Here is a 16,320-nt window from a genome sequence, read left to right as displayed (position 1 = left end):
ATGGCAGGGTGAAAAAAGCGAGACACCGCGGATTACGGCGAATTAGTTGACAAAAAGCACCATAAAATAAAATAGTTAGAAAAATTTTACGGAATTATTCATGAGATAATTAAAACTCGGGGAATATATCCTTACTAAATATACATCCCCCGATTCCGTTATTATTTTTTACAGTGAGGAATTAAACAGCGCGCTGTCTCGCAACAGATGTTCATTACCGCGACGGCGGGTAAAGCCGATGCGGTCGAAATATTCCAGAATCTGAATCGCCAGTTTACGGCCCACGTTCAGGCTGTCGCGAAAATCGGCGGCGACGGTCGCGCCTTTTTCACGATCGAGCGCGCGGATCAGATCGGCGAACGCCACAATGCGATCGTGACGGTAGTAGCGATCTTTGACGATCGCCGTGATAAAGCCCTGCTGCGCGGCGAGCCGCAACAGCTGGCGCATCGCCTGTTCTTCTTCGCCCGCTTCGCGCGCCAGATCGCGCACCCACCATGGCTCATCGCCAAACAGCCCCTGGATTTTCTCCCACAGCGCCTGCTGAGCCTGACTGAAACCGGCCTTATGGCCCGGCAGATGCAGCCAGCCTTCGCGGCTCGCGAGCTGCCCGTCGCGCCGCATCCTCTCTATCAGCGCCAGCACCAGCGGCTCCGGCTCGGAAGGGAGCGTCATGCGCCGCAGGCGCTCGCGGCCAGGGCCCGGCTCTTCACTGTGCGTTTCATGGTAGCGGGCGAGCGTGGCGAGCAGCTTCTCCTGCCAGTGCGCCGCGAGCGCGCTGCTTAACAGATAACCGTTCGCCTGGAGATAGTCCCCACTGCCCGCCAGCGCGTTGAGCGATGCCGCAGAGAGCTGGCGCGCCCAGCCGAACGTCGCGAGCGCGACCGCGCCGCGCGAGGCGTGGAGCCGCAGCGCGTCGGCGTTGGTTCTGGCACTCGCCAGTTCGGCGAGAAACGCGAGAAATTCCGGCTGGCGTTTGCCGCGCCGCGGGGTTTCGAGCGTGACGACGCGCGCGCCCGCCAGCGTCTGGCGCGCGCTGATGTCGCGCAGCACCAGCCGATCGTTATCGGCCAGGAACAGCGGCGTGTCGAATACCAGCTCCGCCAGGTTATCTTCCAGCAGCGAGACGCGCCCGGTGACGTGGCTCGCCGCATGGTGAATATGCAGCGGCTGCCACTGTTGCAGCGGCGCATGGCGGTCGAGCGTGACGATAACGCGCTCTGCGGCCTGCGGCGGCGCGTCGCTGAGCAGCCAGTCGCCGCGTCGGATATCCGCTTTCTGCGCGTCGCCGCTAATATTCAGCGCGATGCGCTGACCGGCGAATGCGCGTTCCGTCGGCTGGTTCTGCGCATGCAGGCCGCGCACGCGCATCGGCGTGTTCGCGCCGGTCAGGTAGAGCGTATCGCCAACGTTTACCTCGCCAGAGAGCGCTGTGCCGGTGACCACTAGCCCCGCGCCCTTGACAGTAAACGCGCGATCGACCGCCAGGCGAAAGCGCTGCCCCGCAGGGTGCGTGCGCTCAGGCAACTGGCGCAGATGGTCGCGCAGCGCCTCAATGCCCACGCCTTCGGTGGCCGCCGTGACGAACAGCGTGGCGTCGTGCCAGCCATAATCGCTCAGTGTGGCCATCACCTGCGCCTTCACCTGCGCGAGGCGCGCGTCATCCACCCGGTCGGCTTTGGTGAGCGCCACGGTGAGCGTTGGCTGGCCGGTCAGCTGCAAAATCGCCAGATGCTCGCGCGTCTGGGCCATCACGCCGTCATCGCATGCCACCATCAGCAGCGCATGATCGATGCCGCCCACGCCCGCCAGCATATTGGCGAGGAATTTCTCATGGCCCGGCACGTCGATAAAGCCGATAACGCGCCCGTCCGGCTGCGGCCAGTAGGCGTAACCGAGATCGATAGTCATGCCGCGCTTTTTCTCTTCCGGCAGACGGTCGGCGTTAATGCCGGTAAGCGCTTCAAGCAGCGTGGTTTTGCCGTGGTCCACATGCCCGGCGGTGGCGATAATCATTGCAACAACATCTCCATCAGTCCTGCCTCGTCTTCAAGGCAGCGTAAATCGAGCCATAACCGCCCGTCGCCCACGCGCCCGATAACCGGCACCGGCAGACGGCGCCAGCGGGCGGCGAGCGACTCAAGTCGGCTGCCGCGCCCGTCGCGCGGGGTGAACGTGAGCGCAGCCCCCGGAAGGCGGTCGACCGGCAGCGAGCCGCTGCCGATCTGCGACAGGCAGGGCGTCACGTCTATCTGAAACTCGTCGCCGTAGCGGGCCTCCAGCGCCGGGCGCAGGCGCTGCGCCTGTTCGTTAATGTCAGACGCCTGACGCGTCAGCAGCCGCAGGGTCGGCAGCCGTTCGGCGAGTTTTTCCGGGTGCAGATAAAGGCGCAGCGTGGCGTCGAGCGCCGCCAGCGTCATTTTGTCGGCGCGCAGCGCGCGCTTGAGCGGGTGTTTCTGAAGCGCCGCGATAAGCGCCTTTTTGCCGACGATAATCCCCGCCTGCGGCCCGCCCGGCAGTTTATCGCCGGAAAAGCTCACCAGACTCGCCCCGGCGGCCAGCGCCTCCTGCGGCATCGGCTCTTTCGGCAGCCCATACTGGCTGAGATCGATAAGCGAACCGCTGCCAAGATCGACGATCACCGGAAGCGTCGACGCCTGCGCCAGCTCGGCGGCGTCCACGGCTTTGGTAAAGCCTTCAATCTGGTAATTACTGGTGTGCACTTTCATCAGCAGCGCGGTCTGTTCGCCGACAGCATCGAGATAATCGCGCAGGTGCGTGCGGTTGGTCGTACCCACTTCCACCAGCTGACAGCCCGCCTGACGCATCACATCCGGGATACGAAACGCGCCGCCAATCTCCACCAGCTCGCCGCGCGACACGATCACCTCTTTGCCTGCGCCCAGCGCCGCCAGCATCAGCAACACCGCCGCCGCGTTGTTATTAACGATACAGGCGTCTTCCGCGCCGGTAAGTTCACAGAGTAGCTCCGCCAGCGCGCGGTCGCGGTGGCCGCGCTCGCCGCCTTCGGCGTCATACTCCAGCGTCACGGGCGAGCGCATGGCGCGGGCGACCGCTTCAACCGCTTCTTCCGCCTGCAACGCGCGGCCAAGATTGGTGTGCAGCACCGTCCCGGTAAGATTAAAAACCGGGCGCAGCGCGCTTTGCGAACCGCGCGCCAGCCGCTCGGCCGCCGCCGCAGGCCAGTCGTCGCACCATGAGGGCAGCGCCTGGCGTTCGCGAATGGCGAGCCGCGCCGCCTCCTGCATCGCGCGAAGGGTGTTGACCACGCGGGTATGGCCGTAGGTGTCCAGCAACGGCTGGAACGCGCTGTCGCGCAGCAGGCGGTCGGTGGCGGGAAGCTGGCTGTAAAGCAGACGGGAATCGGTCGTCATGGCGTGCATAAACCTGGATAAAACGTGGCGATAATTTAGCAGGAAACGCGGGGCAGTTCAGTCCCCGCGCCCGGTCAGCGCAATAAAGGGCGGTTCCCGCCCGCTCAGGCGCTGGGCGGCTCGGTACGCGCGAAGCTGTCGCGGGCAAAGAGCGCTTCTACCAGTTTCACCAGATGCGGACGCTGCGCGCACCAGCCCGGCGCCACGCGACGGAAGTTGAGATAGCCGATGGCGCAGGCGGTGGCGATGGTGGCGAGCGTCAGTTCGTCGGCCTTCAGCGTGCCGTCAGCCGCATACCCTTCCAGCGCGTCGAGGCCACGGTTGATTTTCTCCCGCTGGCGCAGCAGTTCGTTTTCCGATTGCTGTTCCGCCGGGCGCGCCTGCTCGCGTACCGAGACCAGCGCCGCGTCCATAATACCGTCGGCAAGCGCCTCCAGCTGGCGCACTTTCAGCGCCGCGCGCGGCTCTTGCGGCACCAGCGCCGGTTGCGCGTCCAGCAGCTCGATATACTGCGCGATGATAGGCGAATCAAACCAGGTTTCGCCGTCGTCAGTCACCAGCGCCGGCACTTTGCCGAGCGGGTTGTACTGCGCCATGCCGTTCTGTTCGGCATACGGTGACTCATTCACGAATTCAAACACAATGCCTTTTTCGAGCAACATGACGGAGATTTTGCGCACAAACGGGCTGGTGTAACTACCGATAAGTTTCATGCCGGGTCCTTTTACGTTATCGCCAGGGTAAGGGTAAGTATGATTCAGGATACGCCAAAAGGAGGCGCGACGGCGCGCTAAAACGTACAGCGAGCTGCGCTTTACCGCCGCCTTTTTCTGTCATTGTCCGGCTGTAACTTTCTTACAGACTCGCCTTGTGAGCATGAGTAAAAAATGTACGCTGCCTGTTCGGATTTTTCCTGGGAAATATTTTGTGATTTACATCACAAATGAATAACAAAGATGCCAAATGAAAATGTGACTTTATTCACATTTAATGGGCGTTCATGGCGACATTTTGCGCATTGTCTTTTTTTTACACGCCTGTTTTGTGACATAAATCACCTAACAACACCCCCACCACCCCGCTATCAAGTGATCGCGATCACACTTAAAGGGCCTGTCTGGACACCATCGCGATTCAGTGCCAGATTTCGCGTCATCAGAGCATGGGTCCGGCTACCTCTGCCGCCACGTTAACAATAAACCTCGGGCCGCAAGCCTGCGCGTAAACATAAGAAGGGGTGTTCTATGTCATCCGATATCAAGATCAAAGTGCAAAGCTTTGGTCGCTTTCTCAGCAATATGGTAATGCCTAACATCGGCGCGTTTATCGCCTGGGGTATTATCACCGCGTTATTTATTCCCACAGGATGGTGGCCAAACGAGACGCTGGCGAAGCTGGTCGGCCCGATGATCACTTACCTGCTGCCGCTGCTTATCGGTTATACCGGCGGTAAGCTGGTCGGCGGCGAGCGCGGCGGCGTGGTGGGCGCGATTACCACCATGGGCGTTATCGTCGGCGCGGATATCCCGATGTTCCTGGGCGCGATGATCGCAGGCCCGCTCGGCGGCTTCTGCATCAAGAAATTCGACGCCTCGGTCGACGGCAAAATCAAATCCGGCTTTGAAATGCTGGTGAACAACTTCTCCGCGGGCATCATCGGTATGATCCTCGCGATTCTGGCGTTCCTCGGCATTGGCCCGGCGGTAGAAGTGCTCTCCAAAGTGCTGGCCGCGGGCGTGAACTTCATGGTGGTTCACGACATGCTGCCGCTGGCGTCGATTTTCGTTGAACCAGCGAAAATCCTGTTCCTCAACAACGCCATCAACCACGGCATCTTCTCGCCGCTGGGCATTCAGCAGTCGCATGAACTCGGCAAATCTATTTTCTTCCTGATTGAAGCCAACCCCGGTCCGGGCATGGGCATCCTGCTGGCGTACATGTTCTTTGGTCGCGGCAGCGCGAAACAGTCTGCGGGCGGCGCGGCTATCATCCACTTCCTGGGCGGTATCCACGAAATCTACTTCCCGTATGTGCTGATGAACCCGCGTCTGATCATCGCCGTTATCCTGGGCGGTATGACCGGCGTATTCTGCCTGACCGTACTGAACGGCGGCCTGGTTTCTCCGGCGTCTCCGGGCTCTATCCTGGCGGTGCTGGCAATGACGCCGAAAGGCGCGTACTTCGCAAACCTGGTAGCGATTTTCGCCGCGATGGCCGTCTCTTTCGTAGTCGCCGCCATCCTGCTGAAAACCAGCAAAGTGAAAGAAGAAGACGATATCGATGCAGCGACCCGTCGCATGCAGGATATGAAAGCGCAGTCGAAAGGTGCCGCGACCGCAGCGAGCGCGGATCTGAGCAACGACCTGAGCCACGTGCGTAAAATCATCGTTGCCTGTGACGCCGGTATGGGTTCCAGTGCAATGGGCGCAGGCGTACTGCGTAAGAAAGTGCAGGACGCGGGCCTGAGCCATATTTCCGTCACCAACAGTGCGATCAACAGCCTGCCGGGCGATGTGGATCTGGTCATCACCCACCGCGATTTAACCGAGCGCGCCATGCGCCAGGCACCGCACGCGCAGCACATTTCTCTGACCAACTTCCTGGACAGTGGCCTGTACGCTGGCCTGACCGAACGTCTGGTGGCCGCGCAGCGTCATACGCAGAACGAAGAGAAAGTCCGCACCAGCCTGCAGGACAGCTTCGACGCCAACGACAGCCACCTGTTTAAGCTCAGCGCGGACAACATCTTCCTTGGCCGTCATGCGGCGAATAAAGAAGAGGCGATTCGCTTTGCGGGCGAGCAACTGGTGAAAGGCGGCTACGTGCAGCCGGAATATGTGGACGCAATGCTGGAGCGCGAAAAACTCACCCCGACTTATCTCGGCGAGTCTATCGCGGTTCCGCACGGCACCGTCGAAGCTAAAGATCGCGTGCTGAAAACCGGCGTCGTGTTCTGCCAGTATCCGCAGGGCGTGCGTTTCGGTGAAGAAGAAGATGATATCGCCCGTCTGGTGATTGGTATCGCGGCGCGTAATAACGAGCATATTCAGGTCATTACCAGCCTGACCAATGCGCTGGATGATGAAAGCGTGATTGAGCGCCTGGCGCACACCGACAGCGTCGATGAAGTGCTGGCGCTGCTTTCCGGTAAAACCGTGGCGTAACGCCATACAGAGAGGGACACTGTCCCTCTCTTTCTCATTGAGAAGCTATTGAGATGTTTGTGCTCCACCAGGGCAACCTTACCTCTCCCGCTCAGGGAGAGGGCAAGGGAAAGGGAGGTCGCACGCAGCACCCTTTCCCCCGCCCTCTCGGGTGATACAGTTTCCGCTTTAAGTAAGAAGGTATTCCCATGAAAGCATTACATTTTGGCGCAGGTAATATTGGTCGTGGCTTTATTGGCAAACTGCTCGCTGACGCAGGCATCGGCCTGACGTTCGCCGACGTGAACCAGACGGTACTGGACGCGTTAAACGCGCGTCACAGCTATCAGGTGCGCGTGGTGGGCGAGCAGGAGCAGATTGATACCGTTTCCGGCGTGGATGCGGTTAACAGCACCAGCGAGGATGTCGTGACGCTTATCGCCACGGTCGATCTGGTGACGACCGCCGTTGGCCCGGTGGTACTGGAGCGCATCGCTCCGGCGATTGCCAAAGGCCTGGCGCTGCGTAAAGCGCAGGGCAACGAACGCCCGCTCAATATCATCGCCTGTGAAAACATGGTGCGCGGCACCAGCCAACTGAAAACGCACGTCTTTAACGCGCTCGCAGAGGGCGATAAAGCCTGGGTGGAAAGCCACATCGGTTTTGTTGACTCCGCCGTTGACCGTATCGTGCCGCCGTCGGCATCCGCCGCGCACGATCCGCTGGAAGTCACCGTGGAAACCTTCAGCGAGTGGATTGTCGATAAAACCCAGTTCAAAGGCGATTTGCCGACCATTGCAGGTATGGAGCTGACCGACAATCTGATGGCATTTGTTGAACGCAAGCTCTTCACCCTGAACACCGGGCATGCTATAACCGCCTACCTCGGAAAACAGGCCGGCCATCAGACCATTCGCGACGCGATTCTGGATGAGAAAATTCGTCTGGTGGTACGCGGCGCGATGGAAGAGAGCGGCGCGGTGCTGATTAAGCGCTACGGCTTTGATGACGCGAAACATGCCGCGTATATCGAGAAGATCCTTAGCCGTTTTGAAAACCCGTACCTGAAAGACGATGTGGAGCGCGTTGGCCGTCAGCCGCTGCGCAAACTGAGCGCAGGCGACCGTCTGATCAAGCCGCTGCTGGGCACGCTGGAATATGGCCTGCCGCATCAGAATCTGGTGCTGGGTATCGCCGCCGCGATGCATTTCCGCAGCGAAGACGATCCGCAGGCGCAGGAGCTGGCGCAGCTTATCGCTGACAAAGGCCCACAGGCCGCGCTGGCGCAGATTTCCGGTCTGGACGCCAACAGCGATGTCGTGGCTTCGGCAGTAAACGCGTATAACGCAACAGCGTAATGAATAACGGGCGCGGCTGAGTCTGCGCCCGCTGATGACGTGTCAGATATGCAGGCAATGATGGAAGAAACCCAGGCCTTTGAAAACCGTGTGCTTGAGCGTCTGAATGCTGGCAAAACCGTAAGAAGTTTTTTGATCGCAGCCGTAGAGTTGCTCACCGAGGCGGTCAATATTCTGGTGTTGCAGGTGTTCCGTAAAGACGACTACGCGGTCAAATACGCCGTTGAGCCGTTGCTCGACGGCAGCGGCCCGCTGGGCGATCTCTCCGTGCGCCTGAAGCTGATTTACGGGCTCGGCGTGATAAGCCGCGCCGAATATGAAGACTGCGAACTGCTGATGGCGCTGCGTGAAGAACTCAATCACGACGGCAATGACTACGCCTTTACCGACGACGAAATTCTCGGCCCCTTCGGCGAACTGCACTGCGTCGTCGCGCTGCCCCCGGCACCGCCCGCGCTTGAAAGCAGCGATCCGCAGCTTATCCAGATGCAACAGCAGCGCTACCAGCAGGTGGTGCGCTCCACCATGGTCCTTTCCCTGACCGAACTGCTCTCAAGGATCAGCTTAAAAAAAGCCTTCCAGAAGTAGCTTCGGTGGCCGCGTAGCGCTTCTGTTCCCTCTCCCGCCGGTCAGCCCTCCGTAACAGCCGTTACCCGCTCTGTGCTACACTCCGACGCAGTTAATCTTGCGGAAAAGAGTCATGAAACGAGAACTTGCCATCGAATTTTCACGCGTCACCGAAGCGGCGGCGCTGGCCGGGTACAAGTGGCTGGGACGCGGCGATAAAAACCTCGCTGACGGCGCGGCCGTTAACGCCATGCGCATTATGCTCAATAAAGTCGATATCGACGGGCAGATTGTGATTGGCGAAGGCGAAATCGATGAAGCGCCGATGCTCTATATCGGCGAGAAGGTCGGCACCGGCAACGGCGACGCGGTTGATATCGCGGTCGATCCTATCGAAGGCACGCGCATGACGGCGATGGGCCAGGCCAACGCGCTGGCGGTGCTGGCGGTGGGCGATAAAGGCAGCTTCCTGAACGCGCCCGATATGTATATGGAAAAGCTGATTGTCGGCCCTGGCGCGAAAGGCGTTATCGATCTCAACCTGCCGCTTGAGCAGAACCTGAAGAACATCGCCGCGGCGCTCAATAAACCGCTTAGTGAACTCACCGTCACCATTCTCGCCAAGCCGCGCCACGATGCGGTTATCGCACAGATGCAGCAGCTCGGCGTGCGCGTTTTCGCGATTCCTGACGGCGACGTGGCGGCGTCTATTCTCACCTGTATGCCGGACAGCGAAGTGGACGTGCTTTACGGCATCGGCGGCGCGCCGGAAGGCGTGGTGTCGGCGGCAGTGATCCGCGCGCTGGATGGCGATATGCAGGGCCGCCTGCTGGCGCGCCACGTTGTGAAAGGCGACACGCCGGAAAACCGCCGCATCGGCGAGCAGGAGCTGGCGCGCTGTCAGGCGATGGGCATCACGGCGGGCAACGTGCTGAAACTGGATGAAATGGCGCACAACGATAACGTGATTTTCTCAGCGACCGGCATCACCAAAGGCGATCTGCTGGATGGCATCACCCGCAAGGGCAATATCGCTACCACCGAGACGCTGCTGATCCGCGGTAAATCGCGCACCATTCGCCGCATTCAGTCGATTCACTATCTTGACCGCAAAGACCCGGAGATCCAGACACACATTCTTTAATCGTTTGTCGGAACGAGCTTTCCGGCCCGCGCGGGCTGGAAATGATGCGCGGCGCTGGCGAAGATAAAGCATCAGTTAACACAGGAGCGAAACATGGCGGATTGGGTTACAGGTAAAGTGGTTCGGGTTCAGCACTGGACCGATTCTCTCTTCAGTCTCGTGGTTCACGCCCCTGTCGCGCCTTTCACCGCCGGACAATTCACCAAGCTGGGCCTTGAGATTGACGGCGAGCGCGTGCAGCGCGCCTATTCTTACGTCAACGCGCCGGGCAACCCGGATCTGGAGTTTTACCTGGTGACGGTGCCGGAAGGCAAACTCAGCCCGCGGCTACACGCGATGCAGCCAGGTGATGAGGTGATGGTGGTGAGCGACGCGGCGGGCTTTTTCGTGCTGGAAGAAATTCCCGAGTGCGAGACGTTATGGATGCTGGCGACCGGCACGGCCATCGGCCCGTATCTGTCGATTTTACAGGAAGGCAAAGATCTCGAGCGCTTCAAAAATATCGTGCTGGTGCATGCGGTGCGCTACGCCCAGGATTTGAGCTACTTACCGCTCATGCTGGAGCTGCAACAGCGCTACGAGGGCAAGTTACGGGTGCAGACCGTGGTAAGCCGGGAAACGGTCTCAGGCTCGCTGACCGGGCGCGTGCCGGCGCTGATTGAGAGCGGCGCGCTGGAAGAGGCGATCGGGCTGCCGATGGACACCGCGACCAGCCACGTGATGCTGTGCGGCAACCCGCAGATGGTGCGCGATACGCAGCAGTTGCTCAAAGATACGCGCCAGATGGCGAAACACCTGCGCCGCCGTCCGGGACATATGACGGCGGAGCACTACTGGTAATCAGCGGTACTTCACATCCAGCGTGTCTTTGCCGTATTTGTTTTCGCCCTGGGTGCCGAGAAACGCGCCCAGGTCCAGCACCATCATCACCATGATGAGCGTCGGGATGAAGCGCCCCATGGCCCACTGCCAGACGCCGCCCAGCACCGCCCAGTTCCCGGCGAGCAGCATCCACGCGAGGATCATTAACAGCGCCCACGCGCCGGATTTGCCGCGGTCGTGCAGGCGTTTCACTACCACTGCCGCCGTCGGCCAGAGCAGACAAACCAGCATAAACGCGGCGGTCTGCGTATTCAGTAAATCATTGCCAGTGAGGGTAAAAAGGATAATCATCGACGCCACCCAGAGCGCCATCCATACCCAGAAATCACGGCGGCCAATCCGGCCTTTAAAAGAGAACAACCACTGCTGAAGGGTCATAGCTAAAACCTTACTGTGTGCGTAGCGCACAGTTTACCCTGGTGCGGACGGGTTTTGACAAGCCAGCCCGATCTGGTTTTAATCGCTGTGATACGCAACCGGGAAAGGTGAATCATGAAGCCGCTGTTTTATCTTCTTTTTCTGACGCTGCCGCTGGCGGCGTGCTTCGCTGATGCCGAAACCGACCCGGATACGCTGACGCCGACCGCGCCCTATCTGCTGCCCGGCTCGCCTACCTTTGATCTCTCCATTTCCCAGTTTCGCGAACGCTTCAACGCCGACAACCCCACGCTCCCGCTTAATGAATTTCGCGCCATCGACGTGAAAGGCGACAAAATCAATCTGATGCGCGCAGCCAGCAAGATTAATGAAAATCTCTATGCCTCCACGGCGCTGGAGCGCGGCACGCTCAAAATCAAAAGTATCCAGATAACCTGGCTGCCCATTCAGGGGCCGGAGCAGAAAGCGGCGAAAGCCAAAGCGCTGGAGTATATGGCGGCGCTACTGCGGAGTTTCACGCCGAAAATCAGCAAAGCGCAAAGCCAGCAGCGGCTGACGCGCTTGCTTACCGAGGGCAAGGGCAAACGCTACTTCAGCCAGGCCGAAGGCGCGATTCGCTATATTGTCGCAGACAGCGGCGAAAAAGGTCTTACCTTCGCGGTTGAACCGATTAAGCTTGCGTTATCGCAAACGCTGGAAGGGAGCAATAAATGACAAAAAGCAAAGCCTTTCCGGGTACGAATCTCTATACTGTTTCACAGACCACGCTGCCTGACGGGCAGCAATATTCCTTAATTCGCTTAGCGCGTGGAGAATGAAAATGCGACATCCTTTAGTGATGGGTAACTGGAAACTGAACGGCAGCCGCCACATGGTAAACGAGCTGGTAGCTAACCTGCGTAAAGAGCTGGCTGGCGTATCTGGCTGCGACGTAGCGATCGCCCCGCCGGCGATGTATCTGGATCTGGCAAAGCAGGCTGCTGCTGGCAGCCACATCATTCTTGGTGCCCAGAACGTCGACGTTAACCTCTCCGGCGCGTTCACCGGTGAAACTTCCGCTGAAATGCTTAAAGACATCGGCGCGAAATACATCATTATCGGCCACTCCGAGCGTCGTACTTACCACGCGGAATCTGACGAGCTGATCGCGAAAAAATTCGCCGTGCTGAAAGCGCAGGGTCTGGTGCCGGTACTGTGCATCGGTGAAACCGAAGCTGAAAACGAAGCGGGCAAAACGGAAGAAGTCTGCGCACGTCAGATCGACGCTGTGCTGAAAACCCAGGGCGCTGCGGCGTTTGAAGGCGTTGTGATTGCTTACGAACCGGTATGGGCTATCGGTACCGGCAAATCCGCTACTCCGGCGCAGGCTCAGGCGGTTCACAAATTCATCCGTGACCACATTGCCAAAGCCGACGCGAAAATCGCCGAGCAGGTTATTATTCAGTACGGCGGCTCTGTGAACGCGGCTAACGCGGCAGAACTGTTCACCCAGCCGGACATCGACGGCGCGCTGGTAGGCGGTGCCTCTCTGAAAGCGGACGCGTTCGCGGTTATCGTGAAAGCCGCTGAAGAAGCGAAAAAAGCGTAATGCTCTGCGCCGCTCATTCGGGCGGCGCTCTTCTATCCCTTCCCTGCGCTCTCAATTGCCTTCAGGCGCTTTTCCGCTGACGGTGAAACTTGATGCTCTGCATAATTTCCTGATACTGCCAGTGGTGTGAATCCAGAAATTCACCGATGCAGGTGCCGATGTAGCTCACCATCTTTTTGCCTTCCTGCGCATCGTTTATCAGAATCACTGTCTGGCGCTGAAACACCGGCGTATTGTCTTCCATATACTGATAAAACATATCGACCGCCGGTTCGCCGTCGATCACGGTCATCTCCGTGGATTCCAGACGGAATTCGGGCAGGGAGGTTTCCATTTCTCTGACGATGCGGGCGGCGACGGCATGGACCTTATCATCCGCATTGGCAGAGGCTCGGGAAACGACAAAGGTTAATTCACTTTCGTTACTGTCACTAACGGGGAATAAATTCATAACTCAGTCTTTATCTATTTTGGGCGTAACACGCTCTGCTACCTGTTAAAAAAAGAAAACACGACGCCACACGGGCGACCGCCATATTTAAAAGCGCACATTTATGCTGGGTGTATTTGCGTTAAGATAAACCGCATTTCTGGCAGAGGATAACGCGTTTCGTCGGGCAATTAAAAGCCCTGACGAGAATTTCCTGCCTTATGTGAAATTTATTCAACACAGACAATAAGTTATATGCGCTGTAGTTATGCAATAGCAGCGATAATTCTCTATTTTCTTATGATTTTACTGTGCATATGATCAGGCAATATAACCGATGCGGCAACAGATAAGCATTAATTGATAAAAAGCAGACGGTAAGATCGGGTTGATAAAGGTTGAAAGGCGACAAAAAAGGAAAAAGCCGCCGGGCGCTATCTCGCCTTTATCCTGAAAATAAGCACATTTATAGCCGGTATAATGCCTTTATAAAATCATCAAATGACTCTGCAACCTCAAAGAGGGCATCGCCATCTTGCGCATAGAGATAGATATGACCGTAATCGGTTGCTTTTAATGAAAGGAAAAAAGGATTCCCGCCATTATCGTAAGCGAACGGAATAAATTCCTTTTCATGCCAGGGGCCATATTCGCTCTCAGCAGGCGAAATGCTGAATATGTCATTAATGAGTGTTTCAATGGGAAGCGCCCCATACTTGATCGGGTTAAAACCACCTACCGGCATTCCCCACCGGCCTGCCTCAACGTCTTCCTCAGCTAAGTAACCGCCGTTTATTCTTAAGTAGTGCGCTTTGAAGGATTCCGGCAGTGCTACAGGAAAGCTTTTTGCAAATTCTGTCCACTCAATGTTACTTATCTTTCTTTCGGGATCGACCAGTTCAACCATGGGTGCGTGCTCCTTTAGGAAGTCATTTTTAAACAGAAAAACTCGTAAGATATTTTTATTCTCTCTTAAAAATACTCTATATTTGCACATTAGTTGTTTGTTAAAAGCATCACTAACTTCAAAACATTTTTTAATATCATTACATCAATCGCCTTTAAACAGGCCAATGTACTTTAAACCGTTATAGCTAATTGATGGATCTGGCTTCATATCCAATGCGGAGTCGGCATGCCATACTAAAGCATTCACTTTTTGAATTTCTGATGCGTAACATTTCGATTTAACGTTTTCTTTCTCACTTTCGTCTACGGCAGCTTGTTCAAGAAGATCATCTAAAGAAACTTATTTATTTTCTCTGGGTATAATTCCAATAAAGTCTTCATCATACCATTTGATACCTAAATCCCTACAGAATCCGCACACTTGATAATCGGGATCGTCTATATCAGCATCGGTAGAATAATTGAATTCAAAATAACGTATATAGTCATCTGCCGATCAAAATTTATTCCCTATCCATATATGAACCTTATTGTTAATCATTTTAAAAGCCTCTGGCAATAAAATGCCGGTTATAATTTAAAGGTTATTAAACACTGTCCTGAAATGAGACGTCAATGTACCGTTTTTTGCGTAAAACACGCTCAATAGGACTGTTATGAGTTGCGGTTTTCTATGATGGTGGGAGGTTGCGGTGCTCCCCGGTGCGGTTGCCTGCCGCATCCCAGAAGAAGCGCTCTTCCTTCTGCAGCTCAACGGCTTTTGTCACCTGGCCTGCGGCATCGTGGCGGTATTCCGTCAGGCAGCTTGCGGCATCATACTCAAACCGCCAGCGCTCGCGGTTCGGGTTCACCAGCGTCGTCAGGCGGTCGTAGCGCAGGTGCGTCAGATACCCGCTAAGTCGCAGTGTTGGATATCTAAGCTGGCAAATCATACTTAAAAAGCCGAGCATTAAATCTCGGCTCTTCAAAAAGCTCAATCAAGCACTTAATGAATATATATCTTTCGCTTCCTCAGTCATCTCTAAGCTACCTAGTGCTCCCAAATCAATACTAAATATGACATCGCTTTCTTTTCCACTTTCAACATAGATAAAGTATCCTAAGTCGCCATCCTGCCCGATTAATAAATAATAAGGCTCAACACTTTGAATATCATATACTTCATTTCTTTCGACAAGATCTTTATAGCTATATAAATATATTGTTCCGTTATCCTTGTTAGCTATCTCATACGTATCACTATCTTTCACTTCATTTGCGAGAAATTTTTTATATAAAGGAGGGAATTTAATACTCCGCTCAAGTTCAATTTTGTTAATACTTTCAGCATGTTTGTTCATAATAGAATCACCATATTTTCCAAAGCCTACTTATCAAATATTATTGTCATAAATTTAACATGGCATATTCGTCAGCAATGTTTTTCTATATTCTCATAAGATTAACCATTTATATACTGAACCTAACACCAGCTATTTGAGATAATAGGTAAAAATAAGGCGACCTTAAAGCGCCCATTAAGAAATTAACATTATTATTAGAACTTAAAATTTGATTTTGCATATTCAGAATTAAATCTAATCTTTAATTCATTTTTATTATGAAAACCCAATATTTTATCGCTAAGGAGATGCTCCCAATCCACTTCTTCCAAATTATTCTTTCGTATCGCCATACATGCTAACAAAAAAGGATATGAATACACTTGCGGATTTTTACAAATATCTAACAACAACTCATCACTCAGTTCAACAACATTTTTAGACATTACCAAAAATTCATCTTTTATAATGGAAAAGATGTTTTCACATGTTTTCTTAATACCATCTTCTGTGGTCGGCAAAAGAGGACTCTTGTCATTTTCCCCAAACGTGCTGACACATAAAGTATAATCTTTATTGGGAAGATTTGATTTATAAGGCGGATTTATTTGTGAAATTTTATTATTAATATCCATTGCCTGAACCAGGCATACCATTGCGTATGCCTTCGACTTATCTAAAAAAGTAATATCAATAGTGGTGATAGATCCTGGTGTCGTTAGTGTGACTTTATTTTTTGTGACTTTAACTCCCGAAACCTCTTTAAATTTATCTTTTAAATATACAAGGAGCTCTTTTTCAAATTCTTTTTTCAAATCTTTTACATTAATAGACATATTCGGACCTTGTCAATATTTCAATAACCAGAAACGTGCATCCCAAACGACACCATTGCCCCCGAGCGGTAAGCCATTAGCGCCTTTAGTTGCAACCTCAAGTTCTCCAGCTTTACTTGCGGAAGGTCTAATAATACCTCCCCCCAAACCGCTATTCGTATTTGCAGGGTTAGTCATATCGAACATTACTGTTCCTTGCTGTTTACGGGTGAGCCTACCGCTTCCAAAATACATGGTAATTACCCATTTTATCCGTAGCAACAATATCAGCTCTGATCCTATAAGTTTTATTGGTTGTGCTATTTTTAATTCTCATAGTGACTTCTTCAGCCACAACTTTAAAACCTTTTTTCAAGAGCTGCTTTAGC

17 protein-coding genes and 1 pseudogene are annotated in these 16,320 nt (G+C 54.8%); 7 read left to right on the top strand and 11 right to left on the bottom strand.

Going from position 1 to position 16,320, the window contains the following annotated elements; all coding sequences use genetic code 11:
- Window positions 1-168: 168 nt before the first annotated feature.
- The 3 genes from selB to AFK66_RS19850 form a co-directional block, all read right to left on the bottom strand.
- Complete coding sequence (gene selB / locus AFK66_RS19860) at window positions 169-2,016, bottom strand: selenocysteine-specific translation elongation factor (protein WP_023897761.1); 1,848 nt, start codon at window positions 2,014-2,016, stop codon at window positions 169-171.
- Entirely contained in the window at window positions 2,013-3,395 is a 1,383-nt protein-coding gene (selA, locus tag AFK66_RS19855; RefSeq protein ID WP_032983188.1) for an L-seryl-tRNA(Sec) selenium transferase, read from the bottom strand. Before selA ends, selB begins: the two co-directional genes overlap by 4 nt.
- Window positions 3,396-3,499: 104 nt before the next feature.
- Window positions 3,500-4,108 carry a glutathione S-transferase gene (locus tag AFK66_RS19850; RefSeq protein ID WP_023897759.1) on the bottom strand — a complete coding sequence of 203 codons (609 nt, stop codon included), beginning with the start codon at window positions 4,106-4,108 and terminating at the stop codon, window positions 3,500-3,502.
- 531 nt (window positions 4,109-4,639) lie between these two features.
- On the opposite strand from AFK66_RS19850, the gene AFK66_RS19845 reads away from it, so the two are divergent.
- The 5 genes from AFK66_RS19845 (at window position 4,640) to fpr (ending at window position 10,447) form a co-directional block, all read left to right on the top strand.
- Window positions 4,640-6,559 carry a PTS mannitol transporter subunit IICBA gene (locus AFK66_RS19845; protein ID WP_007779929.1) on the top strand — a complete coding sequence of 640 codons (1,920 nt, stop codon included), beginning with the start codon at window positions 4,640-4,642 and terminating at the stop codon, window positions 6,557-6,559.
- Window positions 6,560-6,747: 188 nt separating this feature from the next.
- A complete protein-coding gene (mtlD, locus tag AFK66_RS19840; RefSeq protein ID WP_007779883.1) occupies window positions 6,748-7,896 on the top strand; it encodes a mannitol-1-phosphate 5-dehydrogenase in 1,149 nt (382 codons plus the stop codon).
- A gap of 48 nt (window positions 7,897-7,944) precedes the next feature.
- On the top strand, window positions 7,945-8,484 hold the full coding sequence (gene mtlR / locus AFK66_RS19835) for a mannitol operon repressor MtlR (protein WP_007779881.1): 540 nt from the start codon (window positions 7,945-7,947) through the stop codon (window positions 8,482-8,484).
- 112 nt (window positions 8,485-8,596) lie between these two features.
- Complete coding sequence (gene glpX / locus AFK66_RS19830; RefSeq protein ID WP_023897758.1) at window positions 8,597-9,607, top strand: class II fructose-bisphosphatase; 1,011 nt, start codon at window positions 8,597-8,599, stop codon at window positions 9,605-9,607.
- Window positions 9,608-9,700: 93 nt separating this feature from the next.
- On the top strand, window positions 9,701-10,447 hold the full coding sequence (fpr, locus tag AFK66_RS19825) for a ferredoxin--NADP(+) reductase (RefSeq protein WP_007779877.1): 747 nt from the start codon (window positions 9,701-9,703) through the stop codon (window positions 10,445-10,447).
- Here the strand turns inward: fpr and AFK66_RS19820 are convergent, their stop codons facing one another.
- Window positions 10,448-10,867: a DUF805 domain-containing protein gene (locus AFK66_RS19820; protein ID WP_007779874.1), complete on the bottom strand. Its 420-nt coding sequence runs from the start codon at window positions 10,865-10,867 to the stop codon at window positions 10,448-10,450.
- 114 nt (window positions 10,868-10,981) lie between these two features.
- Between AFK66_RS19820 and AFK66_RS19815 the strand changes: the two genes are divergently transcribed.
- Complete coding sequence (locus AFK66_RS19815; RefSeq protein ID WP_007779871.1) at window positions 10,982-11,581, top strand: YiiQ family protein; 600 nt, start codon at window positions 10,982-10,984, stop codon at window positions 11,579-11,581.
- Between the two features lie 106 nt (window positions 11,582-11,687).
- On the top strand, window positions 11,688-12,455 hold the full coding sequence (tpiA, locus tag AFK66_RS19810; protein WP_007872501.1) for a triose-phosphate isomerase: 768 nt from the start codon (window positions 11,688-11,690) through the stop codon (window positions 12,453-12,455).
- A 61-nt stretch (window positions 12,456-12,516) separates the two neighbouring features.
- Here tpiA and AFK66_RS19805 read toward each other — a convergent pair whose 3' ends face one another.
- The 7 genes and pseudogenes from AFK66_RS19805 to AFK66_RS22660 form a co-directional block, all read right to left on the bottom strand.
- Complete coding sequence (locus AFK66_RS19805) at window positions 12,517-12,906, bottom strand: DcrB-related protein (RefSeq protein ID WP_007779863.1); 390 nt, start codon at window positions 12,904-12,906, stop codon at window positions 12,517-12,519.
- A 445-nt stretch (window positions 12,907-13,351) separates the two neighbouring features.
- Window positions 13,352-13,792 carry an SMI1/KNR4 family protein gene (locus AFK66_RS19800; RefSeq protein ID WP_007779860.1) on the bottom strand — a complete coding sequence of 147 codons (441 nt, stop codon included), beginning with the start codon at window positions 13,790-13,792 and terminating at the stop codon, window positions 13,352-13,354.
- Window positions 13,793-13,936: 144 nt separating this feature from the next.
- Window positions 13,937-14,236 (bottom strand): annotated as a pseudogene (locus tag AFK66_RS21920) (immunity 22 family protein).
- A gap of 229 nt (window positions 14,237-14,465) precedes the next feature.
- Complete coding sequence (locus AFK66_RS19795; protein WP_007779857.1) at window positions 14,466-14,744, bottom strand: RHS repeat domain-containing protein; 279 nt, start codon at window positions 14,742-14,744, stop codon at window positions 14,466-14,468.
- Between the two features lie 27 nt (window positions 14,745-14,771).
- Window positions 14,772-15,134, bottom strand: a complete 363-nt coding sequence (locus AFK66_RS19790; RefSeq protein ID WP_032968527.1) for an SMI1/KNR4 family protein — start codon at window positions 15,132-15,134, stop codon at window positions 14,772-14,774.
- 197 nt (window positions 15,135-15,331) lie between these two features.
- Window positions 15,332-15,952: a hypothetical protein gene (locus AFK66_RS19785; RefSeq protein ID WP_023897755.1), complete on the bottom strand. Its 621-nt coding sequence runs from the start codon at window positions 15,950-15,952 to the stop codon at window positions 15,332-15,334.
- A gap of 12 nt (window positions 15,953-15,964) precedes the next feature.
- Window positions 15,965-16,138, bottom strand: coding sequence for a hypothetical protein (locus tag AFK66_RS22660; protein ID WP_155242686.1), 174 nt, complete (start codon window positions 16,136-16,138; stop codon window positions 15,965-15,967).
- Window positions 16,139-16,320 lie beyond the last annotated feature (182 nt).

The organism is Cronobacter malonaticus LMG 23826, assembly GCF_001277215.2.
Lineage (GTDB): Bacteria > Pseudomonadota > Gammaproteobacteria > Enterobacterales > Enterobacteriaceae > Cronobacter > Cronobacter malonaticus.
Note: the sequence above shows the minus strand (reverse complement) of the source record. Positions and strands in the feature narration are given on the sequence as shown.